The organism is Corynebacterium tuberculostearicum, assembly GCF_030229345.1.
Taxonomy (GTDB): Bacteria; Actinomycetota; Actinomycetes; order Mycobacteriales; family Mycobacteriaceae; genus Corynebacterium; species Corynebacterium tuberculostearicum_G.
The window spans coordinates 59,485-82,931 of sequence record NZ_JASPGP010000012.1 but is presented as its reverse complement, the minus strand read 5'-3'; the positions used below and the strand labels follow the sequence as shown (position 1 = coordinate 82,931).

The 23,447-nt window shown below is 60.9% G+C and carries 24 protein-coding genes; 17 read left to right on the top strand and 7 right to left on the bottom strand.

All coding sequences use genetic code 11. From position 1 onward, the window contains the following. Nucleotides 1–10: 10 nt before the first annotated feature. The 4 genes from QP884_RS09260 to QP884_RS09245 all read left to right on the top strand — a co-directional run bounded on the left by QP884_RS09260 (nt 11) and on the right by QP884_RS09245 (nt 2,966). On the top strand, nt 11–139 hold the full coding sequence (locus tag QP884_RS09260) for a chemotaxis protein (RefSeq protein ID WP_284821820.1): 129 nt from the start codon (nt 11–13) through the stop codon (nt 137–139). A 253-nt stretch (nt 140–392) separates the two neighbouring features. Beyond that, nucleotides 393–635: a hypothetical protein gene (locus QP884_RS09255; RefSeq protein ID WP_371744450.1), complete on the top strand. Its 243-nt coding sequence runs from the start codon at nt 393–395 to the stop codon at nt 633–635. Nucleotides 636–717: 82 nt separating this feature from the next. Continuing rightward, the gene (cmtR, locus tag QP884_RS09250; protein ID WP_150851294.1) at nt 718–1,077 is read left to right on the top strand and encodes a Cd(II)/Pb(II)-sensing metalloregulatory transcriptional regulator CmtR; all 360 of its coding nucleotides are present in this window, start codon (nt 718–720) and stop codon (nt 1,075–1,077) included. Next, the gene (locus tag QP884_RS09245) at nt 1,074–2,966 is read left to right on the top strand and encodes a heavy metal translocating P-type ATPase (protein ID WP_250411536.1); all 1,893 of its coding nucleotides are present in this window, start codon (nt 1,074–1,076) and stop codon (nt 2,964–2,966) included. Before cmtR ends, QP884_RS09245 begins: the two co-directional genes overlap by 4 nt. A 916-nt stretch (nt 2,967–3,882) precedes the next feature. Here the strand turns inward: QP884_RS09245 and QP884_RS09240 are convergent. Further along, entirely contained in the window at nt 3,883–4,608 is a 726-nt protein-coding gene (locus QP884_RS09240) for a TIGR02391 family protein (RefSeq protein ID WP_284821819.1), read from the bottom strand. Between the two features lie 113 nt (nt 4,609–4,721). On the opposite strand from QP884_RS09240, the gene QP884_RS09235 reads away from it, so the two are divergent. Then, nucleotides 4,722–5,072, top strand: a complete 351-nt coding sequence (locus QP884_RS09235) for a VOC family protein (protein ID WP_347951280.1) — start codon at nt 4,722–4,724, stop codon at nt 5,070–5,072. Here the strand turns inward: QP884_RS09235 and QP884_RS09230 are convergent, their stop codons facing one another. Further along, nucleotides 5,073–5,726 (bottom strand): HEPN domain-containing protein, encoded by a 654-nt coding sequence (locus QP884_RS09230; protein ID WP_284821818.1) that lies wholly within the window; start codon nt 5,724–5,726, stop codon nt 5,073–5,075. Between the two features lie 296 nt (nt 5,727–6,022). Continuing rightward, entirely contained in the window at nt 6,023–6,997 is a 975-nt protein-coding gene (locus QP884_RS09225) for an NAD-dependent epimerase/dehydratase family protein (RefSeq protein WP_070605728.1), read from the bottom strand. Nucleotides 6,998–7,377: 380 nt separating this feature from the next. On the opposite strand from QP884_RS09225, the gene QP884_RS09220 reads away from it, so the two are divergent. The 9 genes from QP884_RS09220 to QP884_RS09180 all read left to right on the top strand — a co-directional run bounded on the left by QP884_RS09220 (nt 7,378) and on the right by QP884_RS09180 (nt 11,950). Then, nucleotides 7,378–7,743 (top strand): LysE family translocator, encoded by a 366-nt coding sequence (locus QP884_RS09220; protein ID WP_284821817.1) that lies wholly within the window; start codon nt 7,378–7,380, stop codon nt 7,741–7,743. A gap of 136 nt (nt 7,744–7,879) precedes the next feature. After that, the gene (locus QP884_RS09215) at nt 7,880–8,554 is read left to right on the top strand and encodes a LysE family translocator (protein ID WP_284821816.1); all 675 of its coding nucleotides are present in this window, start codon (nt 7,880–7,882) and stop codon (nt 8,552–8,554) included. Between the two features lie 9 nt (nt 8,555–8,563). Beyond that, nucleotides 8,564–8,893 carry a YbjQ family protein gene (locus tag QP884_RS09210; RefSeq protein ID WP_284821815.1) on the top strand — a complete coding sequence of 110 codons (330 nt, stop codon included), beginning with the start codon at nt 8,564–8,566 and terminating at the stop codon, nt 8,891–8,893. Next, nucleotides 8,886–9,821, top strand: coding sequence for an alpha/beta hydrolase family esterase (locus QP884_RS09205; RefSeq protein WP_284821814.1), 936 nt, complete (start codon nt 8,886–8,888; stop codon nt 9,819–9,821). Before QP884_RS09210 ends, QP884_RS09205 begins: the two co-directional genes overlap by 8 nt. A 35-nt stretch (nt 9,822–9,856) precedes the next feature. Beyond that, on the top strand, nt 9,857–10,141 hold the full coding sequence (locus tag QP884_RS09200) for an RNA-binding S4 domain-containing protein (RefSeq protein WP_005323225.1): 285 nt from the start codon (nt 9,857–9,859) through the stop codon (nt 10,139–10,141). Further along, complete coding sequence (locus QP884_RS09195) at nt 10,142–10,969, top strand: VOC family protein (RefSeq protein ID WP_284821813.1); 828 nt, start codon at nt 10,142–10,144, stop codon at nt 10,967–10,969. It begins immediately after the preceding gene. A gap of 5 nt (nt 10,970–10,974) precedes the next feature. Then, nucleotides 10,975–11,280, top strand: a complete 306-nt coding sequence (locus QP884_RS09190) for an MGMT family protein (RefSeq protein ID WP_284821812.1) — start codon at nt 10,975–10,977, stop codon at nt 11,278–11,280. After that, on the top strand, nt 11,277–11,636 hold the full coding sequence (locus tag QP884_RS09185; protein WP_284821811.1) for a DMT family transporter: 360 nt from the start codon (nt 11,277–11,279) through the stop codon (nt 11,634–11,636). The genes QP884_RS09190 and QP884_RS09185 overlap by 4 nt, the downstream gene beginning before the upstream one ends. Beyond that, nucleotides 11,633–11,950, top strand: coding sequence for a DMT family transporter (locus QP884_RS09180; protein WP_005329765.1), 318 nt, complete (start codon nt 11,633–11,635; stop codon nt 11,948–11,950). The genes QP884_RS09185 and QP884_RS09180 overlap by 4 nt, the downstream gene beginning before the upstream one ends. Before the next feature lie 82 nt (nt 11,951–12,032). On the opposite strand, the gene QP884_RS09175 is transcribed toward QP884_RS09180, so the two are convergent. Together QP884_RS09175 and QP884_RS09170 are read right to left on the bottom strand one after the other, a co-directional pair. Beyond that, nucleotides 12,033–12,884 (bottom strand): PrsW family intramembrane metalloprotease, encoded by an 852-nt coding sequence (locus tag QP884_RS09175; RefSeq protein WP_284821810.1) that lies wholly within the window; start codon nt 12,882–12,884, stop codon nt 12,033–12,035. Then, nucleotides 12,885–13,466: a hypothetical protein gene (locus tag QP884_RS09170; RefSeq protein WP_284821809.1), complete on the bottom strand. Its 582-nt coding sequence runs from the start codon at nt 13,464–13,466 to the stop codon at nt 12,885–12,887. Nucleotides 13,467–13,508: 42 nt separating this feature from the next. On the opposite strand from QP884_RS09170, the gene QP884_RS09165 reads away from it, so the two are divergent. The 3 genes from QP884_RS09165 to QP884_RS09155 all read left to right on the top strand — a co-directional run bounded on the left by QP884_RS09165 (nt 13,509) and on the right by QP884_RS09155 (nt 17,816). After that, a complete protein-coding gene (locus QP884_RS09165; RefSeq protein ID WP_284821808.1) occupies nt 13,509–15,443 on the top strand; it encodes a M13 family metallopeptidase in 1,935 nt (644 codons plus the stop codon). A 39-nt stretch (nt 15,444–15,482) separates the two neighbouring features. Next, nucleotides 15,483–16,376 (top strand): alpha/beta hydrolase, encoded by an 894-nt coding sequence (locus QP884_RS09160; protein ID WP_284821807.1) that lies wholly within the window; start codon nt 15,483–15,485, stop codon nt 16,374–16,376. A 63-nt stretch (nt 16,377–16,439) separates the two neighbouring features. Continuing rightward, entirely contained in the window at nt 16,440–17,816 is a 1,377-nt protein-coding gene (locus tag QP884_RS09155; RefSeq protein ID WP_284821806.1) for a PepSY-associated TM helix domain-containing protein, read from the top strand. On the opposite strand, the gene QP884_RS09150 is transcribed toward QP884_RS09155, so the two are convergent. Then, nucleotides 17,755–21,222 (bottom strand): arabinosyltransferase domain-containing protein, encoded by a 3,468-nt coding sequence (locus QP884_RS09150; RefSeq protein ID WP_284821805.1) that lies wholly within the window; start codon nt 21,220–21,222, stop codon nt 17,755–17,757. The genes QP884_RS09155 and QP884_RS09150 overlap by 62 nt on opposite strands. A gap of 74 nt (nt 21,223–21,296) precedes the next feature. Continuing rightward, nucleotides 21,297–23,273, bottom strand: coding sequence for a galactan 5-O-arabinofuranosyltransferase (locus QP884_RS09145; protein ID WP_284821804.1), 1,977 nt, complete (start codon nt 23,271–23,273; stop codon nt 21,297–21,299). Between the last annotated feature and the right edge of the window lie 174 nt (nt 23,274–23,447).

Genomic DNA, 23,447 nt, shown 5'->3' with positions numbered 1-23,447 from the left:
GGGGACATTGATGCTCAGCATTATCGCTGTAGTCATTAGTATCGTTTTCGCCGTCAACGTTATTAAGAAGCTCGATGACATCGATACGCACCTGAAGGAGCTGCTCGCCTCGCGCGAGGATGACCAAACACCGCGTTAATCGTGCGGGTGGCTAAGGAGACAGTGAACGAATTTCGAATTAACCAACTGCAAAAGGCCCATACCGACAGTGAAATGGAATTTTCCTGCGATGTAGCTTGAAGGCTATGGCTTCGTAGACCAAAGTGGTTTCCAAGCAGCAGTGCCAGTACTTTGTACGCGGAATAGCCAACACCGCCGATTTCAAGGACGTATCACTCCCGGACACCAGCGAAAAGAGTTAGTCATTTGGCTATTAGAAAGCCTTGCTACGTGTGGTTCGACCCGTACGCAATGTCCGTCAGTGTCTAGCCCTTGATGGAGAACCTGGTGTCAGTGTCGCTGGCCGCACCTACGCCGCCGTCATGTCCGCCGACACCCTGTTCATCCCCATCCCCACAGGGGTGGGTGTGGACATCCACGTGAAGATTCTGGAGAATTTCGCCGCCCATGTCGCCCCCGCGTTGAGTTGGCAGCCGAACCGTGAAGGACCAGTCATCGGCTATCCCATCGACTAATTCTTGCAGGTCGCAGGACTTTCGCGTGACTGTTAGTTCAGCCCATTTTAAATAGTTCATCGCATACTGTATAATTCAGCGCATGCTGACTATTGCTTCGCGTCTCGACGTCATGAACCGGCTCGGCCGGGCCATGGCTGATCCGACGCGCTCCCGAATCCTGCTAACCCTACTAGACGGTCCGAGCTACCCGGCCGTGCTCGCGCAAAGCTTGGATTTGACCCGCTCGAACGTCTCGAATCACCTATCCTGCCTGCGCGATTGTGGCATTGTCGTAGCTGAGCCGGAGGGCCGCAAGACCCGCTACGAAATCGCCGATCCCCACCTCGCGGCAGCGCTCGAAGCGCTGGTCCACGCGACGCTGGCCGTCGACGAGAATGCCCCCTGTATCGACACTGAGTGCTCGGTGCCCGACTGCGGCGAGAAAGGAACGGACGCATGAGTTCAGCATGTGGATGCGAACACGAACCCGTCACGGAGATTGACGAGCTCGATCGGCCATGGTGGAAGGACCCTGAGCTACTGCTGCCGATCTTCTCCGGTGTAGCCCTCATAACAGGACTGGCGCTGGGCTGGTCCGACTTGGAGACGCCCGCGACGGTACTGTATTGGGTTGGCCTGCTGTTGGGCGCTTACACGTTCGCGCCTGGAGCGATCCGGAACCTTGTCACCAAGCGCAAGCTCGGCATTGGCTTGCTAATGACGATCAGCGCGGTCGGCGCGGTGCTCCTCGGATTCGTCGGAGAGGCCGCGGCGCTAGCGTTCCTGTACTCGATCGCCGAGGCACTGGAAGACAAGGCGATGGATCGGGCCCAAGGCGGACTGCGGGCACTGTTGAAGCTGGTACCGCAGACCGCGACGGTGCTGCGCGACGGCACAGCAGCCGAGGTCGTAGCGAAGGACCTCGAGGTTGGCGAGCTAATGCTCGTGCGCCCCGGGGAGCGGATCGCCACGGACGGCATCATTCGGTCCGGGCGCTCCAGCCTTGACACCTCAGCGATCACCGGAGAATCCATTCCGGAGGAGGTTGCGCCCGGCGACGAAGTGCCTGCGGGAGCGATCAACTCCGCCGGGGTGCTGGAGGTCGAGACGACCGCAGCTGGAACGGACAACTCGCTGACCACACTCGTGGACCTAGTCGAGCAAGCGCAGGCGGAAAAGGGCGATCGCGCCCGGATCGCCGACCGGATTGCCCAACCCCTAGTGCCCGGGGTGATGATCCTGGCGGTGCTGGTCGGCGTTATCGGCTCGCTGCTGGGCGACCCTGAGACGTGGATCACCCGTGCGCTGGTAGTCCTGGTCGCAGCGTCGCCGTGCGCGCTGGCAATCTCCGTGCCGCTGACGGTCGTGGCCGCGATCGGGGCGGCCAGCCAGTTCGGAGTGGTCATCAAGTCCGGCGCGGCGTTCGAGCGACTCGGCGGCATCCGTCACCTGGCAGTGGACAAAACCGGAACCCTTACCCGCAACCAGCCTGAGGTTACCGGAGTGGTCCCGGCAGACGGATTCGATCAGACGCAGGTGCTTTCCTTCGCGGCGGCAGTTGAGCAGCAATCGACACACCCCCTCGCCGCAGCGATCGCGGCAGCGGGGCCCGAAGCGCCCACCGCCTCGGACATCAGCGAGGAAGCTGGGCATGGCATTGGCGGCACCGTCGAAGGCCGACGGGTGCTGGTGGGCAGCCCCCGATGGATCGACGCCGGGCCACTGAAAGCGGACGTTGAGCGCATGGAGTCCGAGGGCCAGACCTGCGTCCTGGTCACCGTCGATGACGCTCTCGCCGGGGCGATCGGGGTCCGTGACGAGTTGCGGCCCGAGGTGCCCGAAGCCGTGCAGGCCCTGCACGCCAACGACGTGGAAGTAAGCATGCTCACTGGCGACAACACTCGCACCGCCCGGGCGCTGGCTGGAATCGCCGGAATCGACGACGTGCGCGCCGAGCTGCGCCCTGAGGACAAGGCAAGCATCGTCGCCGATTTCTCCTCCAAGACGCCGACGGCGATGATCGGCGACGGCATCAATGACGCGCCGGCACTGGCGGGTGCGACGGTGGGCATAGCGATGGGAGCGACCGGCTCTGACGCCGCGATCGAGTCTGCTGACGTCGCTTTCACCGGCCACGACCTCCGGCTAATTCCGAAGGCGCTGCAGCACGCCCGCCGAGGAAGCAGGATCATCAACCAGAACATCGTGCTGTCTCTGGCCATCATCATCGTGTTGATGCCACTGGCGATCAGCGGCGTGCTAGGCCTGGCCGCCGTCGTGTTGGTTCACGAGGTCGCCGAAGTGATCGTGATCTTGAACGGCCTGCGGGCTGCGCAAGCGAAGCGCTGAGGCTGCGACCGGCAAGTCTCATAAGGGTTAAACCACACGCCGAGCGGACACACCTTGGGCCAGGCACGTCATTCGAGTTCACGGTCCGTCTCCGTGGAATCGGGATCGTACTCGGTGACCTGTCCCTTCTCGGTGTGGGTGGGCACGGGGGCTGTGGGCGAGCCACCACCCGGCACGTGCCCCAGCAGGTCAAGGGCCCCCGAGCGCTCCGCGTCTCCAGCGCAGATCGTGGAAGGATCGAACTTGCTCAGGGACCAAGCGTCACTGCGAGACTCTTTTTGTCCCGCAACTTGAATAGTTCAGCGGCCTTGATACCGCGGACATCCATTCGGAGTGCTGCCGAGTCTCATCGACACAGCCCGCGACTACCTGGGCAGTGTGTTTGACAAAGGACCCCACCCTCATCAGCGTTGCCGAGCCTTCGCCGTTCCAGTTGCCGTAACCGACTAGATGCAGATTCTTCACCGCGGTTTCGCGGCCGCGCATGAGGTGGCGGAATAGACCGAGAGCCGAACGAAAACCAGCGCACCAGATCAGATGGTCGTGGTCGTGCTCACTAAAGCTATCGAAGATGGGGGATGTCCCCGAGGTTCGGGCCGGAATCGCCGCCGAGAATCCGGCGGCGGCCGCGTCGGCGAACGAACAGGCCGCGCTTCAACCTACCCCCCAATAACGCGAAGCGTCATCAACGCCCCGCGTTACACGTTTAATTTGAACTCCACAGAGTGTCGGCGCAGTTTAACGTGTGCGAGATTCATTCTTGGACCCAGCCCAGTCGCTGGCGTTAACCTTGCACAAAACTACGGCGATGGTCCTGGACGGCCTTGCTGACTGAGCACCCGGCACCTCCATCACAGGCGTTCGTGCTCCCCACATCCTTCGCTCAAGCGGACTGCTATCCCGTAAACCGATGTTGTCACCCCTCCAGGACGGTAGCCTTATCAACCCAGCGAGCCAATAGGCTGAAAGCCGCGAGCTGCTCCAACGCGACTTGCTCCTCACCACCGTCGTGTGGAACATGCATCCCGGGATTGCGGATTGCCGCGTACAAGCCCTCTGCAAAGGCGCGGGCGCCCCGATGCAGGTTCTCAAACGTCTTACTGCCATCATTTTCCATAAGCCGAAGGCGCGGCACATTACGCTTCGGATCACGGAGTGAAAACGCCTCGTTGAAAAGTGCTGTTTCAGATACGTCTAGGCGGTTCAGTTTCGCTTGGGTCTCTGTATTGACGCGGATGGCAGCCTGCATCACGGCTTGATGGTAGTGCCCGTGATTCCAGTAACCCTTGCCATTTTCCCACGCCCACGGATGCAGATTGGCTGCATCTAAGTCTGGCGTGTTCTCTCCGAGCTTTTCAGCGAGTTCAGACCGACGTTCAAGCGCTGTCTTGGCCCGGGCCGCTTGACCCCTCAGCCAGCTATACTCCTTGTCCTGGACCGGGAGTCCTTGTCTCCACCCGGGAAGCACTCGGTCAAGGATCATTTCAACGACATGGGCGCGCGCCGCAGCCTCAGTCGGCGATCCACTCATAACGGTTCCAAGGTAGGCGATGCCCGGGCCCATGTCGGGGACTACCTTCGCTGTGACTTGCAGGAACGCGTCTATCTCATTGATCGCCCACTCGGGGTCCAGCTCGGCCATGCCTCCATTATGACGTATGGGGCTGACATGGCCGGAGAGAACTGGTCTGATACCCCCACCAGAAACACCTCGCATTATTGCAGGCGCGCTGACGCGCGCACATAATGGAAACCATGAGTGACCCCAACTTCACGATCCGCCAGATCACCTTCGACTGCCACGATCCCTCAAAGCTCGCCAAGTTTTGGTCCGCCGCAACCGGCTGCGAAATCGCCGCGGATTACGGCGATTTCGTGATGGTTGATTCCACCCCGGCGCTAGGGTTTCAGCGCGTCGAGGATCCCACGCCTGGCAAGAACCGCATGCATATCGACGTTGGCGGATCGGAGCGCGAAACCTTAGTAGAGCGTCTCAAAGGCTTGGGCGCTGCCGAACTAGACACCCACGAAGCACCGGGATTGGTGTGGACCATCATGCAGGACCCAGAGGGCAACGAGTTCTGTGTGGGCAGCCCCAAGGCCTAGCTACACATTGCACCTAAATTCAACCATGTGCTCATCGAATTTTTCAATCAGTCGCCGAACAAAATCAGCCCAATTACGGACTAGACCAAGGTTAAGCGCATCGGGCGTTGAACCTCGATGCACAATTTCACCTCGTATTTTGACCAGCTCGGAAACCTGTTTCCGCACCGCCGCGTTGGTTTTCTTCTGCCATTTGATTTCCCGCAGCGGGCAGAAACCGAGGATACTTTTGTACAGGCTTTCGACACCGCGAACGTTAGCTGTGTTGAATCCGTAACGGCCGTCCGAATCTCCTTCGATTCGCAATCGAACAAGTTCAAGTACAGCCGATCGCCACGAGTCGCCCACGAACACCCACGGATCACTACTTTGCTCAGCCACCCACGACCGTAACTTTTCCGGCAGCTCATCGGCTTTCTTATTCGTCAAAAGCCATTCAACCGTCTCGATCAGTGATTCTTCGACATAGACCTCCCACGCCGTATAGCAGAGGGATGTACCCGCGCGCAGCAACGGCCCGTAACCTGGCCCCGCGGGCTTTCCCGGCTTAGGGTCCTTCTGTGCGGGATGGTGGTCAAGAAGGGAATTGACATCCTCTAAGAGTTCTTGGGCAGCCTCTAACGCAGTCATATCCCTGACTTCCTTTATTTCCATATCCCTGACTTCCTTTACTTCTTGTTTCCAGAGGTAGTATTAAATTTAAACTCGACGGAGTGGCGAAAGAAGGCTACCTCACTCAGTTGCAAGCGATTCGAGAAGCCGAAAAGTGTGCCGCAAGGCGTTTCCTGCTCGGAAAGGCAGCCTCCGCAGGCTAGATCGTTCCGCGTCATGAAGAGCTAGCACCGCCGAAGTTCCCCTCAAGTCAGATTCGGACTCATTCTAACAGTCAGTCGCGGAACGAAAACCAACTTAGTACGGTCCCGACTGCAACTAAAACTGTTCCTCCGAAGCTAAATACCATCTTCTAACCGCTGGCGAAGCACGACTTCCTCTTCATCGCTGAGTCCAGCGAGTCTTTCCCCCTGCTGTTCTTCTTCGAATCGCAGCGCATCCGCCAATGTTTCTTTCAACGGGCGAATCTGCAGGCCAGCTTCGTAGGCTGTGGCGCAATCGAGTAGCGCGATGTTGCGAAACTGTTCACCTGGTACCCACAACGGCAACGATTTTGGGCCCATCCACGGGGTTACATCATTAGCGAGAAGCAGTTCATCAGAGCAAGGTCGCTCCGTAGCCTCCGATGCGGTTAACTCACGCGAAATCTTGAACACATCGGACAAGGAAGTAGCAAACCCCGTGGCGTTAAAGGTTCCGAAAGTTCCAACTTCTGCAGACTCAACTATCCAGTCTGCAAGGTCTTTCACATCAATCATAGCGACGGGAAACGCCGGGTCTGGGACGATCACGTTCTCACCCGTGGGATGCGCGAAGCGCCACGGATAGTAACCACTGCGCCCTGTTTCGTCGCCGTAGCCGGCGATCAGACCGGGTCGAACTACCATTACCGACCTATTTATGTTGCGATAAATCGTTTCGCAAGCAGACTTTGCGGCCGGGTACTGCCCCATGTTCTCCATGTAGTCAATTTCAAGCGGAGTGACTACGGAATCAGACTCGGAAGAAATACTTCCTTGGTCCTCATATACGCTGCTCGAAGACACAAATATACGATGCTTGGCCTGGAGTTTCGTCGCCGCATCCCGCGCATGCTTCGGCTGACTCGTCAGATCCACAATGGTGTCCCAAGTTTTCCCCGCAACCTCATCGTACGCACCGTCACGGTCACGGTCTGAACTCACAAATTCGGCTCCATTGGGAACCTTCCCGTTACCCCGCGCGAGGCAAGTAACTTGATGCCCTCGGTCGATTGCTGCCGCCGCAATGTGTCCTCCAAGGAAACCGGTACCACCGAGCAATAAAAAGTTCATGTCACTAGTTGTACACGAAACCTTCTCACACGTGACCAGTCCTAATCCCAGCGCATCCAAGCTGGAATAAGATGTCAGAGCAGGATTACCCCACCATCTGTCAGAGCTTCTTATTCGGCTAACCTACACATTGAACTTAAATTCAACTTGGTTCAAGTCATCCGTGTGACCCCGCGGGCGACCCGCGCCGGGTTGATGTGTGCGTTGGGGTGTGCAGCGGCACAGAGTTTTGGGTGACGGCATCCTTGGCTGGCGCTCCGCGGTGATCACTGCACGGCCTAGTGTGTTGGGTGCGCTGCAACTCATTGGCGGGCTTTTCTTGTCTATATGGGCGTGTCTTAGATTCGTTCCGGCTTTACGTCCGCCGCGTACCTACCGTGGTGGCGGGCACTGAGAATTACACGGAACAGGCCATTGCGGCCGGCAGCATCGATGACATGACCGGGTGGCGCGCTTATAAGCTCGGGGTGGTCACGAACCTGTCCAATCCGAAAGCGCTCGTATTCTTTGGTGCGGTTTTCGCGCAGTTCATTCGCCCCGATATGTCGCCCACTTGGACCGTTGCGGTGGCGGCAATCCGCGTGGCGATGCCCGTGGCATGGTTTTCTACTTTTACACTCATTGTGCGCGCGGCATCGCGCTGGATTGCGCATCACTCCACGGCCATCGATATCGTTTCCGGTCTTATCTTTGCGGTGCTGGGACTCGTTATGGCCGTCGAGGGCGCTATCGAGCTCTTCGGTTAGTGCAGGTGGCGGATTTCCATAAAAGAACTGATATAGGAGCTACCTAAATCACAGAACTTACCTGTTTCGCTGCAGGTGAGAGGGTTCTTATAGTGGCATGTGTTAATCCAATCGCATGCGAGTATGGAGGTGTTAGGTGGCTATTAGCGCCCTGGTGACCTTAATGGGCGTGTGGTTCGCGGCGATGGCCTCGCCGGGCCCAGACGTAGTGCAAATCATTCGCTTAGGTGCGCGCTCTACGCGCGCAGCCGTATGGGCGGCGCTTGGTAGTACCACCGGCCTTACCATTTGGACCGTGGCCTCCTTGGCGGGGCTGTCCGCGCTGATTTCCGCGCACCCTGGGATCCTCGTGGCGCTGCAGGTTCTCGGTGGCTGTTACCTGCTGTGGATGGCCTATACCGCCATTACCGGTGGCATCAAGGAGCGTCGCGCGCCTGCAACCGTCGTGGGCACCGAAACCCGCACCCCGCAGCCGCGCGGGTTTACACCGGACGGCATCATCAAGGCGGGCACTGCCTATCGCATGGGATTTATCTGCGATCTTTCGAACCCCAAGGTGGTCATCTTCTTCGGCGCCATCTTTGCCAATTTCATCGATCCCGGCATGGGCATCGGCGCCAATCTCATGGTGGGTGCCGTATTGATTCTGGAAAGCCTCGTGCTTTTTGTCGGCGTGGCTCTGAGTACTCGTGCGGTCTCAAAGTGGATGGCTAAGAACTCCGCCTGGGTGGATATTGTCAGCGGCGTGGTCTTCCTGCTGCTGGGTGTCATCATCCTTTTCGAGGGAGTGCGTGGACTTATAGCCATGTAATCTGGGGCCATGATTTTTACCACTACCAATACCGTTGATGGCTATGAGATTACGGGCTATATCCGCATCATCGCCGGGGAAACCGTCATCGGTATTAATATGCTGAAGGATTTCGGGGCATCCATCCGCAATATCACCGGTGGGCGCTCCACCGGGTATGAAAGCGAGGCCATCAGGGCGCGCGAGGCGGCACTCGATGAGTTGTGGCGGCGCGGGCAGGAGCTCGGGGCCGATGGTGTGGTGGGCATCGCCTTCGATTATTCGCCCATGGGAACGTCGAATGACATGTTGATGGTCACGGCTACCGGCACGGCGGTGAAGCTGCGCGCCCGTGATTAGAATCGGCAAGAAAACACTGGTGCTGTGCGCTGGGTTATGCGCGGCCGCCGGACTCATGGCGGGGTGCGAGGAAGAACCGCCGTTACCGGGCAGCGTGCCAAATGAATCGCAAGGCGCGGCCGATGGCTATATCACCACGCTGCCGGACCAGGGCACAACGGCCAATGGCCGCTACCAGATCATTAACCTGCAAAATCATCGCAGTTTTGTAGTCCACGTGCCGTTTAATGCGGATAAGCACCACCGCCTGCCCGTGGTCGTGGCGATGCACGGCTATGAGATGGACGCCGGCAACATGTTCAAAGGCACCGACTTATCCCAGGGCGATTCCATTACCGTCTTTGTCCAAGGTGCGGGCAAGGCGTGGGCACCGGCACCCTATGCGGTAACCAGCTTGGACGATGACCTCAAATACGTCGATGACACCATCGATTTCGTCCGCCGTCACTATCCAGCTTCTGAGACCACCTATGGCGTGGGCTTTTCCAATGGTGGCGGGTTTGCCCGCGCGGTGACTTGCAAGCGGCCGGGCCTATTCGAGGCGGTGGCGACGGTCTCGGCGGCTAAGTATGACCGCGTGGAAAAGGACTGCGCCAGCGAGCCCACCGATTACCTGGATATTCACGGCACCGAGGACGTGCTCATGAATTACGATGGCGGGCACCAGCACGGCGCGCACTACCGCTCGGTGAAGCAGTCACTGCGCGGGATTGCCAGGGAGAATGGGTGTAATCCGTTTCCAAAGAGGCGTCGGAAAGAAGCGGTGGAGCACTTTACCTGGCGGGTATGTGATGCGCGCACCGAGCAATACACCATCCACGGTGGCACGCACACGTGGAATGGCGGGGCCACGGACCATTCCGGGCTGGTGAGGGCGGAGTGGACCACCGATACGGTCCTGGATTTCTTCCATATCGCCCACCCGTAGCTATAGCCGCGCGCGGGCTGGGTAAGCTGGGCGGCATGCTAGACATTCCTATCAACGGCGACTCCATCAAACTGGGCCAGTTCATCAAGCTGGCCAGCTTGGTGGCTACCGGCGGCGAGGCCAAAGAGCTCATCGCAGAAGGCGTGGTCACGGTCAATGGCGAACCCGAAACGCGCCGGGGTGCCATGCTCCACCCAGGCGACGAGGTGTGCATCGAGGATGCTTGCGCCCGCGTGGGCGAGCCGGACGATGATGATGATTACTTCGATGAAGCCACGGCCGACGATGACTTTGATCCAGAAAAGTGGAGGAATATGTAGATGCCAGCATTCGAAGCTGAAGTGGGCATGCCCTACTGGATTGACCTGACCACCTCGGATCCGCGTAAGTCCGCGCACTTTTACGAGCAGGTGCTGGGCTGGGAAATTTCCGCCGAGTCCGGCGAAGATACTCCGTACCGGATGGCGCGCCTGCAGGGCCTACCCATTGCCGGGTTGATCCCGCAGCCGGAGGACGCCCCCATGCCGGATACGTGGGTGACCTACTTCCTGTCCAAGGACATCGCGGGCGATTGCCAGCGCGCGCAGAACTTGGGCGGGCGCATCCTAGTGGAGCCGCAGCAGGTGCAGCTGGGGCACATGGCCCTGCTTGTCGACGCCGCCGGGGGCATGTTCGGCCTCATCCAGCCCGCCGGCCCGGAGCACTTCGTTGCCGCTGGCGAGCCCGGCACCCCGGTCTGGCACGAGCTCACTGCTACCTCGGGTTTCCAGCGCGCAATGGATTTTTATGGCGAGCTATTCAACTGGGAAATTCGCGCCATGCAGTCCGAGGATGAGAACTTTATCTACGCCACGGCCGAAGAAGACGGCGCGCCGTTTGCAGGACTGTGGAACGCCGAGGGACAGTTCCCGCCGCAGGTCCCGAGCTTCTGGCAGACCTATTTGGGCGTGCGCGATATCGACGCCGCCGCGAAGAAGGCCGTGGAACTAGGCGGTGAGGTCATCCGCGAACCATGGGATTCGCCCTTCGGCCGCATGTGCCTTTTGGCCGATTCCACCGGTGCGACCATCACCCTTACCGAGGTCGAAGACGCCCCCGAAGAGGAACCGACCGAATCGGATGACGTGCTCGGCCTCGACCCGCAATAATTGCGATGAGTGAGTCGCCACTGGTCAAGCGCGTATTGGCGGTCGTTGCCGTAATCCCACCCGGTAACGTCACCTCCTATGGCGAGGTGGCTAAGGTGGCCGGCTGCGGCGCGCGCAACGTCGGTACCGTGTTAAAGCGCCACGGCGGCGGTGCTGCATGGTGGCGCGTGGTCCGCGCCGATGGCGCCTCCCACGATCCCGCCCGCGCCGCGGAGTTCTGGGATCGCGAGGCCATCGCGCACGCCAACGGCCGCGTTAAAATGCACGAGCACGGAATCGACGCCCGCGAATTACAGGAGTTGATGGAGTGAGGGCCTGGGTCATTCTCTTTCTCGCGATTGCTAGCGAAGTCGTGGGCACCGTCGCGCTGAAATACGCAGTGGACCATTTCTGGATCTACGGCGTGGCCGCCCTCTGCTTCATCCTCGCCTTCGCGCTGCTGCACCGCGTGATGCAAGAAGGCGTCAACGTGGGCGTGGCCTATGGTCTCTGGGCATCCGGCGGGGTCATTTCCACCGCGTTGCTGTCCGCCGCGCTATTTGGCGAGCCGCTCGGCGCGGTAAAGCTCGCCGGCATCGCGCTCATTATGGCCGGCGTATTCTGCGTGGAAATGGGTGCGAAACCAGACGAGGATCAAGACCACACGGTGGAGGTGGCGCCGCAATGATCTGGTTTTTGCTTTTCCTCGCCACCGCCATCGAGGTTTCCGGCACCCTGTGCCTGCGCATGTCCGCGGTAACCGGCCGCCGATTCTGGGTGGTGCTCGTTGCCCTGTGTTATGTCTCTGCCTACGGCTTCTTGGCGCTCGTGCTCAAAGCAGGCATGGATCTCGGCGTGGCCTACGGCATCTGGGCCGCGACTGGCGTTGCGCTTACCGCCATTGCCTCGTATCTCCTGTTTAAGGAGCCATTCACCTGGCTAAAATCTTTGGGCGTGGTGCTCATTGTCGGGGGAGTGCTGCTCGTAGAAGCCGGGGCGTAGCACTGACAAACAAGCACGTTTCGTCTCTCGCGGAGCATGAAAAGGGGCGAAACGTGCTTGCTTTACAGAATGGTCGGTGGCTTTAGTGCACGAAGGCGAGGGCGTCGTCGGCAGTGCTGTGGCTGTAGCTCTCGTCGGTTTTGGCGAGCTTATTGCCGCGCAGCACCAGCCACATGCTCAGCGGGTAGAGGATAAGCGCTACCACGAGGGCCTGGATGATGGAGGCCACCTCGGAATCGTGCAGGTAATTCCAGCAGAAGTGCAGTGTAAAGGAGGCGGCTAGGGCGCCGAGGAAGACTCCGATGCGCCACCACCAGGGTTTGGCGGCGGCATAGAGCGCCCAGCCGATGCCCCAGCCGGCCAGCGCGGTGAGCAATACGTGTAGGCCAGGGCCGGCGATAAGGCGCAGCCCCCACATTTCAAAAAGCCCCTGGATATCGCTATCAGGATGCATGGTGGCACCCATGGCGCCATAGAGGATATTTTCGCAGGCCTCGAAGCCAAGGCCCACCACTGCGCCCACCATCCAGCCATGCCATGGGCGGTTGAGCTGGCGGAAGGACATGAGCACGAAGATTACGCCGGTGGCCTTAGAAACTTCTTCCGGATAGGCACCGCTCCACGACATCATGGCGTCGACCCAGCCGGAGCCAATGGCGAGCTGCATGACCGGCCCAGCGCTGATAAGCGCCAAGGCAACGGCTACTCCGCCGCCCCAAAGGAAAGCCAGTGCGGCCCACAGGCGCGCCGGGCGGGCCCACATGGGGCTGCGCTGCAGAAGGTAGATGACCAGCGCCACGAGTATGGCGGCGATGAGCAGGCTGAGCAGGCCCATCAGGGGAGAGATTAAGAATGTGCTCAGCGTCTGGACCAAGAACGCGATGAGTCCGATGCCGGATAAGATCCACAGCGTGGTGCGAAAGAGCTTAGACATCTAGAACATCAACTCCCCGTTAAAGTCAGCGAATTCTGAATCGGCATCGGCGGGTAGATCCTTTTGGTCGAAGGCATGCCAAATGCGGGAGGCGGTGGCGCGGGCTTGCTCACCCTTGCCGGTCACGGTGACCACCCAATCCTTGTTTTCGTCCTCGCCGGTGCCGTCGAGGGAGAGGGCGGCGGTGGAGGAGGGGGCGTCGGCAAGCAGGAGCGCTCCGTTGGTGCCGTCGAAGGTAGGGGCATCGGCCGGCAAGGGTGCCATGGTTAGGGCGCGGACCATGCGGCGCAAGGTGGTGGCATCGTCTTTGGCATCCTCGGTAAGGGTGGCTTGTACGCTGACATCGCCGCAGTTCCAGCCGATGCTGGCGAGGGATTCATAGTCGCGCTCGCAGTAAAGATCGGGAACGTCAATCTCCCAGTCCTGGCTGGGTTCGGCCAGGGTGACCTGCTCGACGTCCGGGGAAGAATCCCCCAGCGCCGTCTGCACGATCATGGGCAGGGCAAGAACCACCGCCACGAACGCAATGACGGCGCAGAAAAGGCGCCGCGGATGCGCTGGAGGAAAGCGATAAAAATTCATGGACCACACCTTATCTTGTCGCTTTGCCCTAGAGTGGCAAGCATGAAAGATCTTTATCAACTAGTCAATGGACCCTGGCTGGAAAGCCACGTCATTCCCGATGATCGCGGCGTGGACGGCACCTTTCACGCGTTGCGCGACGAAGCCGAAGAACTCGTCCACGAAATCGTGGAAAAGGACACCGGCCGACCGGGCAAGCTCTATGCCTCCTTTATGGATACCGAAGGGGTTAATGCGGCCGGCATGGCTCCATTGGATGCGGATCTGGACCGCCTGAGCGCGGCCGACCCAGAGGAATTAGCGCAACGCCTGGGTGAACTCGAGCGCACCGGTGTCGGCTCCCCGGTGACCTTTTGGGTATCCAAGGACTCTGGTTCCGAGGAGGCCATTGCCTATGTCATTCAATCCGGCCTGGGCCTGCCGGATGAGGCTTATTACCGCGAGGAAGCCCACGCCGAAACGCTGGCCGCCTATGAAAAGCATGTGGCAGAGATGCTGGAGTTCCTCGACCCAGTCCGCCTCTTTGGCCTTGGCGCCGAGGTAGCCGCCCAGCGCATCGTGGGCTTGGAAAAGGAACTTGCCGCTGGCCATTGGGATGTGGTCTCCACCCGCGATGCGGTGAAAACCTATAACCCGTGTGAGTTTGGCGAGCTGCCCGCCATGGCGCGGGCCGTGCTCTCCGGCGGCAACCTGCCGGAGCACCGCGTAGTCAATATGATGCCGTCCTACCTCGAGCACTTCGAGAGCCTCTTTACCAGCGCGCGCATGGCCGATTGGCAGCTGTGGGCCACCTGGCACATCCTGCGCTCCCGCGCAGCCATGCTGCCGGAGGAAGTAGGCGCGAAGAACTTCGAGTTCTATGGCACCAAGCTCTCCGGCGCTACTCAGCAGCGCGACCGTTGGAAGCGCGCCGTGGGCTTGGCCGAGTCCCTCGTGGGCGAAGAGATTGGCCAGGTATTTGTGGATAAGCACTTCCCGGCCTCTTCCAAACGCGAGATGGATGAGCTGGTGGACTACCTCATCGCCGCCTACCGTGAGCGCATTTCCCAGCTGGAGTGGATGACTCCCGCCACCCGCGAGCGCGCGCTGGAAAAGCTGTCCCAGTTCAAGGCCAAGATTGGCTTCCCGGATTCCTGGCGCGATTACTCCGGGCTCGAGGTCTCTGGCAAGGGCGCGGACCTGCTGGCCAATGCCCGCGCCGGTTCCGCCTTCTCCCATGACTTTGAGCTGGCCAAGATTGGCAAGCCGGCCGACCGCGATGAATGGGTAACCACCCCGCAGACGGTCAATGCCTTTTATAACCCGGTGGTCAATGACATCACCTTCCCGGCCGCCATCCTGCGCCCGCCGTTTTATAACCCGGATGCTGATGCCGCAGAAAACTTCGGCGCCATCGGTGCCGTCATCGGCCACGAGATTGGCCATGGCTTTGATGACCAGGGCTCGCAATTTGATGGCCAGGGCAACCTGAACTCCTGGTGGTCCGAGGAGGACCGCGCGGCCTTTGACAAGCTCACCGCCAAGCTGGTGGAGCAGTTCAATGGCCAGGTACCGACGGTGCTCAAGGAAGCCGGCATCGACTCTACCGGTGTCAACGGCAGCTTTACCCTGGGTGAGAATATCGGTGACCTCGGCGGCCTGGGCATCGCTGTGGTGGCTTTCAAGAACTACTGCGCCGATAAGGGCATTGACCTGCAGGGTAAGGAGGAGAAGTTCGAGGTAGATGGCGCCGAGCCGGAGTTGGCCGAGCACACCTACACCGGCTTGCAGCGCTTCTTCCTATCCTGGGCCCGCGTGTGGCGCACTGCCATCCGCCCGGAGATGGCCACCCAGTACCTGGCTATTGATCCGCACTCGCCGGCGGAGTTCCGCTGCAACCTCATCGCTGCCAATATCGCGGAGTTCTACGAGGCCTTTGACGTAGCGGAGGATTCTGCCATGTACATTGCGCCAGAGAATCGCGTCACCATCTGGTAGCCCTTTTAGCCGGTAGGCGGTGCGCGTAGGCTCGGTGGCGTGACTAACGCAGACGCTAACCAGGACCCGCACCGCCCGCTGGAGCCCGGCCAGGAATGGCACATCGGCGGCCAAGACCGCCAGATGGAGGAAAAGGAACAGCTCGAGCAGCTCGTTGCCTATATCGACGCCCACTATGACACCCCGGATTTCCGCCCGCCGTGGGCCGGGGGCGGCTCCCCTGAGGCGGACCAATATTGCGCGCTCTTGCCGGATCGCATTACCCATGCGGCAATGATGGTGCTCGGTACTGCGGTGGATCATGCGCTGCCAGGTACTGCGTACACGGAAGGAATTAGCGTAGAAGAGTCCGAGGTGGGCGCCATTTTCCGGCCCAGCACGCCCACCGGCCGGTGGGCGGTGTCGTTGCATTCGGGCGGCTGGTGGCGCGGCGATGGCCAAGCGCTGGAGATGCAGTGGCGCCCCGAGGTAGCCGCCGCCGCGCAGCTATCCGGCACCACCATTATTGACGTGGATTATCCGCTCGCCCCCGAGCACACCGTGGCAGAGATGGTCACTGCCGTGCAGCAGGCCATTGACTATGCCCGCGCGCAGGGTGCTTCCAGCGTTACTACCTGGGGTTATTCCTCTGGTGGGGCGCTGGCGGCGCTGGCGCCTGCCGACGCCCTCCTGCTCACCTTCCCCGACTTCGGCGCCCTGGCAAACCTGCCGGAGGACCTGCGCGCCGGATACGACATCCCAGCGGACCTATCTGAGCTAGGTCCGCACACTTTCGTGCAGACCGCCACCGAGGATGAGATAGCCGCGCGCGTTTCCGTGCCCGGTGCCGCGGCGCGCGATTATGTTTCCACCCACCGTGTGTCCACCCCGGCGGTGGCGCGGCAGCGCGTGCGGGATGCGGCGGCGTTCCTGGCAGGCGAGCTAGAAAAATAAGAGGTTCCTGGAGGTTCCATGCTAAAAGGGAACTAGTTTCAACAAGGGTGCGACTAGTTCCGCATGACTATATCCACCCATGGCGCGCTATCGCGCCTGCATAAATTCGCCGGCGTTATCATCGCGCCCTTCCTCATAATCGCAGCGTTAAGCGGCTTTCTCTACGCCTTGGCACCCACCTTTGAACCGTGGATTTACCACGACGAGGTAACCGCCACCGCGCCAGGCAACCCACGCAGCCTGGACGAGCAGATTGCCGCCGCCCAGCGCGAGCACCCAGATGGGCACGTGGTTCAGGTCGAGCCTTCCGAGGAACCGCAGGAAACCACCCGCGTGCTATTCGCAGACCCCAGCGCACCCAACGCCAGTTACACCCACGCCGTCTTTGTGGATCCGGTGGATCTGCATATCACCGGCGAACTACAACAATATGGCGGATCCCGCGCGCTGCCCTTCCGTACGTGGGCCTCCAATGGCCACCGCACCTTGTGGCTGGGCGAGCCTGGCCGCCTCTATGCCGAACTTGCGGCCTCGTGGCTCGGTGCGCTGAGCATCCTTGGCCTTTACCTGTGGCTTAAGCGTAAGCAGAAGAATAGAAAGCGGCTTTCCAAGCCGCTGACGTTGCATGCCCGCGTGGGCGCTTGGTTGCTGCCGGGCTTCCTCTTCCTGACCGTCACCGGCCTGACGTGGTCGCTGGTGGCGGGTACCAGCATTGGCAAGGTGCGCGAGGAACTGAATTGGAAGGAACCGTCCGTGGCAACCTCCGTTGCGGAAGCGGGCGCTAGCAACGAAGCGAGGGAGCATTCCGGCCACGCTGGTCACAAGGGACATGCGGGCCATGCGGGACACGAGGGCGCTGCGAAACTTGCCGGGGCCCAAACCGCATTGTCGGCAGCACGCAGCCAAGGATTGACCGGGGTTCTGGAAATGACCCCACCGGAAAAGCCAGGCGATGCGTGGGGCGTGCGCGAGGCTCGTGCGGCCTTTAAGCTGCGCAGCGATGCCGTAGCAGTGACCCCGAACGGAGAGGTCATCGACCGCATCAATTCCGCCGACTGGCCACTTGCCGCACAGCTAACCTCGTGGCTCATCCAGCTGCACATGGGGACGCTCTTCGGTATCTATAGCGAGGTCGCCTTGGCGGCGCTGGCCTTGGGATTGCTCGTGGTAAGTATCGCGGGTCTGCGGATGTGGTGGATAAAGCCGCGCCGCGGCCTGCCCGAGCTAAAAATTACCCCCGCCGTGCTGGCGGGGGTGGTGGCCTATTCGATCATCGCGCCGCTCTTTGGCGCCTCGCTTGTGATCTTTTTCCTAGGCGATTGGATTGTGCGGCGGTTGCGCGCCCCGCAGTGGGGCCGAGGCGCTGCCGCAGGTGAGACTACTCCTCGCCCTCGGGGCGGATCTTCATCTCGGAGTCTTGCCACAGACCGGAGCGGGTAATGTCCTCATAATCGATCTCGGCGGGGACTGGGGCATTGCCCTGTGAATCGGTACGCAGCTCGTACTTTTCAATGGCGCCCCAATCGCGGGCCCAATCATTATTGAGGTAGCTCGGGATCTCGTAGGAGTAGTTGACCGCCTCCGCGGTGGACATGGCGCCACCGCCGGAGAAGGACTGGAAGTCCGTCAGCGAGGTCTGTGCTGAGGAATCCGGCAGGATGCGGTACTTCGGGATTTCCGTGACACCGGCAAAGTGGTCGAAGGTGCGCTGGCACGGGAACTGCAGGGCTACGGCCCAGTCCAGCAGCGCCGGGGTGTCCTTGGAGAACTGGTTATTGATGGTATCCAGCTCCGGCACGCGCGGCGGGGTAAAGGCCAGCCAATCATCCTCATCGGTGGAATCATCCGTGGCTACCAGGCGCACCACATTGGCGTCCTGCGGCAGCTTATCCAGCGGCAGGCGCAGGTTGCGCCACTTCGGCGTGGCGCCGACGGCGGAGAGTTCCTCCTCGCCGGTATTGGTGACTTCGCCGGAGTCATCGATGGTGCCGTACTCGAGGCTAAGCTCCATGCCTTCCTGCTCCACTCCGTTAACATCGTGGTGGTAGATATTGCCGGCTGCGGACACGGCGAGAACCGGGGTATTGTCCTTGGCCTCTGGCAGGTTGTACCACTTAGTGGTCACCTCAGAGGTGGAGTCTTGGTCTTCGTTATAGGAACCGAGCACCGGCACCTTGGTGTAATCCAGGTTGAACGGCAGGTGCATGGTGGAACCATTGACGCCCTGGGTGCCGCGCACGCCACCCTCAGAGGTATTGGTGGTTTCCTTGGACTTCTTGTCCTTCTTTTCCTTCTTATCCTTCGACTCCTGGGAATCGGCGGAATCGCTCGCGCCGCCGGATTCAGCATCCGCGCCGGAGGTAGCGGTCTCGGCGCTATCGGAGGAGGAATCGCTGGAGCCATCCGCGATGGCACCCACGGAGGCGGAGTTCTGGTTTTCCGGCTCGATGGATTCGGGGATGAAGTTCGGGTCGAAACCAGTGTGGGTTTCGTCCTTATCCACCAGGGAATCGCCCAAGTCGCCATCCACCGGGGTCAGGAAGGAATCATTGGTATTGGTCTCCACCATGGTTTGATCCGCCAGCGCGCAGGTATTGCCGCGCAGGGAAGCCAGGTTGCCCTTGCCCACGGAGTAGGAATCCGCCTGGGAGACGGTGGCTTTGGCAAAGGAAGCACAAGAAAGGGCTACCACGATGGCGCAGGCCAGGGCGATGGGCGCGGACATGATGCCGGCCGAACGCGAGACCTTGGCGGCGGCATTCTGTTCAAACTCAGCGAGTGCGCCCGCCTCTTCCGCCTGGGACTTGCGGTAGCTATGGCGCAGGGACTGCACCACGCCGATGGCGAAGATAATGAGGGCGATGGCGAGCAGCACCTTATTGGCCTCGATGGCCTTGAGCTGCACCGTGCGATCCCACCACGGAATGCCAAAGGAGGATACGTACCACCACGCGTTCCAGCCGGCGAAGGAGATCGCGAGCAAGAAGACCACCGCGGCGATGGCGAAGGTGCGAGCGCGCGGCGAACGCAGCGCAAACTGGGAGAGCACCACGGCACCGAGGGCGGCGATGACACCGGCCACGCCGGCGTAGATGCCAAAGTGGTGGGTCCACTTGGTGGGGGTGAACATGAGGAAGAACATGGACAGCGCCACGATGATGAGCAGGCGCTGGGTCGGGCCGACGGCAGCACCGACGACGCGACGGCTCTTGATAAAGGCCGCCACGATGAGCACCAGGCAGAAGAGCATGGTGAAGACCGCGAAGCGGCGGGTCAGCGAGCCATCCACGGATTCCTGGAAGAGGGTGGAGTAACGCGCGTACTCGGCGTACCACGGCAGGGAGGGGCCGACCTCGGAGCGCACGCGGGTGGACTCCAGCACGGTGGAGAGCGTCTGGTCGCCAAAGGCGGCGACCATGATGGCGGTGCCAGCGCTCAGGAACGGCGCGATGAGCGAAAGCCAGCCCAGGGCGCCACCACCCATGGACGGCACGCGCTCGGCCATGGCGCGGAAGAGGTGCGGCAGGCTGACCAGGAAGACGCCCACGGCAAAAAGGCCGGTGGGGCCGGCGGCCAGAGTGATGGTTGCGGCGATGGTGCCCACGGCCGCCGGAAGCAGGCGGCGGGTGGCAATGGCACGCTCGAAGGAGGCCCAGGTAAACATCACGCCGAGCGCCACGATGGGCTCTGGGCGGGTGCCGTTGTTATACGGCAGCCAGAAGGCCAGGAACATCAGCGCTGCGGTCCAGTGGGCGACCCGGCGGCCGTCGACAAGCTGGCCAAAGCGCGGCAGCATCTCGCGGGAAAGGATAAACCAGATGATGAGCCCGGAAATCAGTCCCGGCAGGCGCACGAAGACCGAAGCGGTAGAAATCTGGGAGAGTACGGCAACCAGGTCATAGTAAGGGGAGCCGAAGGGCGCCTCCGGCACGCCGTACCAGCGGTAGTAATTGGCCATGTAGGTCGCGTGATCGAAGACGCGGCTCATGGAGAAGATGAAGCCATCATCGGAGGTATTGGCGCCGAGGATGTACCAGAATCCCAAAATGGCAGCGACCACGCCATCGAGCGGGCGCACCTTCTTCCATGTCTCGGGCATGAAGCCGAAGCGGCGGCCATCGAGGCGGTCGATGCGCCACAGGCAGAATAGGGACACGACCACCATGGCGATGCCCAGCCACATGGCAATGATCTTGATCAACGTCGGGGACGAGGTAAAGCGGGAGTTGATATCGACGTGGACATTGAGGCCGTCGTCAAGCAGGGCTTGCACGTCAGCCTTATCGTCGATTTCGGTATAGACGCCGGTGACCTGCGGGCGCAGATCCTCCTCGGTGGTCTTTTCATGATCGCCCACGCTCACGGAGGTGCCATCGCCCGTAGCGGAAATTTCAATCTTGGCGTCCTTAGGGAGCTTGGCTACCTCTTTGGCGTTGAGGGTAAGCAGCACCTCATCCAAGGACACAACAGAGAGGCCCTCGTCATTCGCGCGGACGAAAAGGCCGCGGTTGGAGGCCTTCTTGGACTCCGGTGGGACGGTGCCGTAGACCATGGACTGGCCCTCGCGCAGTTCATCGACTGCGGAGATGGGGATGGTGGCCTTCAGGTCCTCCGGGGCGACGGAAATGAGCGGCGCGTTGATGGACTGCACGGAATCATGCTGCGGCCAATCATAAGAGGACTGGGTTTGGGTCACCGGCAGTAGCGGGGTCGCTACAAAACACAGGAAACCAATCAGCCCGGCAATGATTGCAGTCCACCGCAGGCCCGCGGGGGCGGCGGTGAAGCGGGAGCCGGCAGCGGCAGGTCGCGCTTGGGTGGTATTCGTAGTGAGGCTATCTGACACGGCGATTAGTTTACGTCAGATAACCCCCTCGGCCCGCGGGCACACCCTGCCGCGGGCGGGAAGTGTGGGTGAACTTACTTGCTGCGAACGGCTGTTACAAAGGGGCCGGTTTGCTGCAACTTCCAGCCCTTATCAAAAACGTCGGCATTGAAGAAGACCGCGCGGTAGCGAATATTCGGCTGGTTAGGATAGATATCTTCTGCCAAGTGGAACTTGAAGCCATCGTCCTTATTTTCCAGGTCGCCGCGGAACATCATGACATCCGGGCTGCGCCAGGGAGCAGAATCCAAGGCCTTGCGGAACTCCTCCGGCTGCATATCCCAGGAATCATTGGCCCAAGTTTCAATCTGCTCGTTGCGGGTGCTGAACTCGCCCAAAGGATTGGCATAGTGGCTGGTAAAGGCGTTAAAGCCCCAGTAGGGGTAATAAGACATGAAGGTCTTCTCATCCGTGAGCACCACCGTCTCATCCGGCGTATAGCCCTGGTCCTGAATGAAGTTGTGGATATCTAGGTAGTAGTGGGCGGAATCGCTGGTGAAGCGGTCCGCGCGCTCGCCATAGCCATCGGTATCGCTATAGGCGTGATCGATGGCGTCCTCGTTAGCCTCTGGGATCTGCTGCGCATAGAAGACGCCGGCCAGGGCCAAGATGATGCCAAAGACCGCGGTGATCTGCTTATTGGTGGTGTGGGAGAAACGCGCCGGGTAGAGGTGGTGCACGCCGAGTAGACGAATCTCTGCCAAGGCCAGGATGCCGGCGGTGGCAAAGAGGAGCACCACGATGACCTCGAGGCGGAAGCTGAGCAGCGTGGTACCGGCCAGGGTTGCCACCATAGACACCACGGTCCACAGGTAGGTGCCAAGGAGGGAGATGCCCAGCGCGCGTACCTCCACGTCATTGAGGCGGATGACGATGTAGATAAGCCCCATGAGGCAGAGGAAGCCCACAATGCTGAAAGACAGGAAAGGCACTGGAATTTGTGTGCCTTCCTCCGGCAGGTAGTGCTGCGCGGTGGTTTGCAGCGGCGCCGGTGAGTGCATGACCGCCCATAGGTAGGGCCCCCAGGCGATAAGCGCGATGGCAATGGAGCCTACCGCCATGATCACCAGGCGCAGGATGGGGCGCCACGTATGTTCATAGAGCGCGGTAAACAGCGCGATGAGGCTGACTACGGTAAGTGCGGCCGCACCGGTGAAAAGGGTATAGAACGTAGCGGAAATGCCCAGGTAGAGCGTTACTCCCAGGGTGGCCAGCCAGGAGCCGCGGAAGGCGCGGGCGCTGAGCACCGCGACGGTGGGCAAGCCCATGGCGATGACTGCGGAGTAGGGCTCCTCGGCCGCGATGGTGAGCGTAATCGCGGTGGTGACTAGGGCGATGGCGGTGGCGACCGGTAGGGAGCTGGTGAGGCGCTGCCAGAGGGGCACCAAAATGCAGCCGGCTACAGCGATGGAGATAAGCGCCCAGGGCTGGTAGACCTCCCATCCCGGAATGCCCAATAGTGCTCCCAAGCGGCCGCCCAACCAGAACCAGCCAATGGGGTAAAAGGATGGCATATCCTGGTAGTTCATATCCGCATAGCCCATCTCATCCACCGAGCGGGTGAGGAACTGGGTGCGGAAAGCCTGGTCCACCTGCACGCCGTCGAGCCACAAACGGGAGGCGGACAACGGCAGGCCCACGGCAGCCAAGGTCAATAGCGCGGGGGAGAGATAGGTGACCGCGTAGGTCAGCCAGGCCCGCCAGCGTGGCCGGGCAAAGGACTCTTTGTAGTGGTCATAGAGCCACCACACACACAGCCCGCCGGCCAGGGCCAGCGTGAGCACCACCCCCACCGTGGTCAGCGCGCGGGTGACCATGGAGGTATTAAAGGACGGTAGCGAGACCGTCTTGAAGGCAAACCAGCCCAGCAGCGTTACCACGCCACCGGCCAGGGCGGCCAGCACAATACCCAGCAGGGTTGCGCGAGGGGTCAGCGCATCGGCGCGGTAGGCCTCGGTGCGGTTATCCTCGCTCACGGGCGTTGACTGGGCGGGTACAGCGGTGCTTGTCATGCCCATTAGTTTCGCATACCCAAGCCCCCCAGCCCAGATTTGGCGCGGGCAGATGAGCACTTGCTTGCCGACGTCCCCCTGATGCACCACCGCCCCCGTCACCTCCCTCGCCGCGGGTGTGCGGCGAGGCGAAAGAGCGGGGGGCGAGCCGGCCGGCTAGCGCCAGCGCGGAAA

Coding starts and splice junctions, on each gene's coding strand:
- QP884_RS09155 (WP_284821806.1), top strand. CDS start 16,440: ATGACTATATCCACCCATGGCGCGCTATCGCGCCTGCATAAATTCGCC.
- QP884_RS09200 (WP_005323225.1), top strand. CDS start 9,857: ATGCTAGACATTCCTATCAACGGCGACTCCATCAAACTGGGCCAGTTC.
- QP884_RS09240 (WP_284821819.1), bottom strand. CDS start 4,608: ATGGCCGAGCTGGACCCCGAGTGGGCGATCAATGAGATAGACGCGTTC.
- QP884_RS09165 (WP_284821808.1), top strand. CDS start 13,509: ATGAAAGATCTTTATCAACTAGTCAATGGACCCTGGCTGGAAAGCCAC.
- QP884_RS09175 (WP_284821810.1), bottom strand. CDS start 12,884: ATGTCTAAGCTCTTTCGCACCACGCTGTGGATCTTATCCGGCATCGGA.
- QP884_RS09210 (WP_284821815.1), top strand. CDS start 8,564: ATGATTTTTACCACTACCAATACCGTTGATGGCTATGAGATTACGGGC.
- QP884_RS09260 (WP_284821820.1), top strand. CDS start 11: ATGCTCAGCATTATCGCTGTAGTCATTAGTATCGTTTTCGCCGTCAAC.
- QP884_RS09145 (WP_284821804.1), bottom strand. CDS start 23,273: ATGACAAGCACCGCTGTACCCGCCCAGTCAACGCCCGTGAGCGAGGAT.
- QP884_RS09235 (WP_347951280.1), top strand. CDS start 4,722: ATGAGTGACCCCAACTTCACGATCCGCCAGATCACCTTCGACTGCCAC.
- cmtR (WP_150851294.1), top strand. CDS start 718: ATGCTGACTATTGCTTCGCGTCTCGACGTCATGAACCGGCTCGGCCGG.
- QP884_RS09190 (WP_284821812.1), top strand. CDS start 10,975: ATGAGTGAGTCGCCACTGGTCAAGCGCGTATTGGCGGTCGTTGCCGTA.
- QP884_RS09230 (WP_284821818.1), bottom strand. CDS start 5,726: ATGGAAATAAAGGAAGTCAGGGATATGACTGCGTTAGAGGCTGCCCAA.
- QP884_RS09195 (WP_284821813.1), top strand. CDS start 10,142: ATGCCAGCATTCGAAGCTGAAGTGGGCATGCCCTACTGGATTGACCTG.
- QP884_RS09170 (WP_284821809.1), bottom strand. CDS start 13,466: ATGAATTTTTATCGCTTTCCTCCAGCGCATCCGCGGCGCCTTTTCTGC.
- QP884_RS09245 (WP_250411536.1), top strand. CDS start 1,074: ATGAGTTCAGCATGTGGATGCGAACACGAACCCGTCACGGAGATTGAC.
- QP884_RS09225 (WP_070605728.1), bottom strand. CDS start 6,997: ATGAACTTTTTATTGCTCGGTGGTACCGGTTTCCTTGGAGGACACATT.
- QP884_RS09180 (WP_005329765.1), top strand. CDS start 11,633: ATGATCTGGTTTTTGCTTTTCCTCGCCACCGCCATCGAGGTTTCCGGC.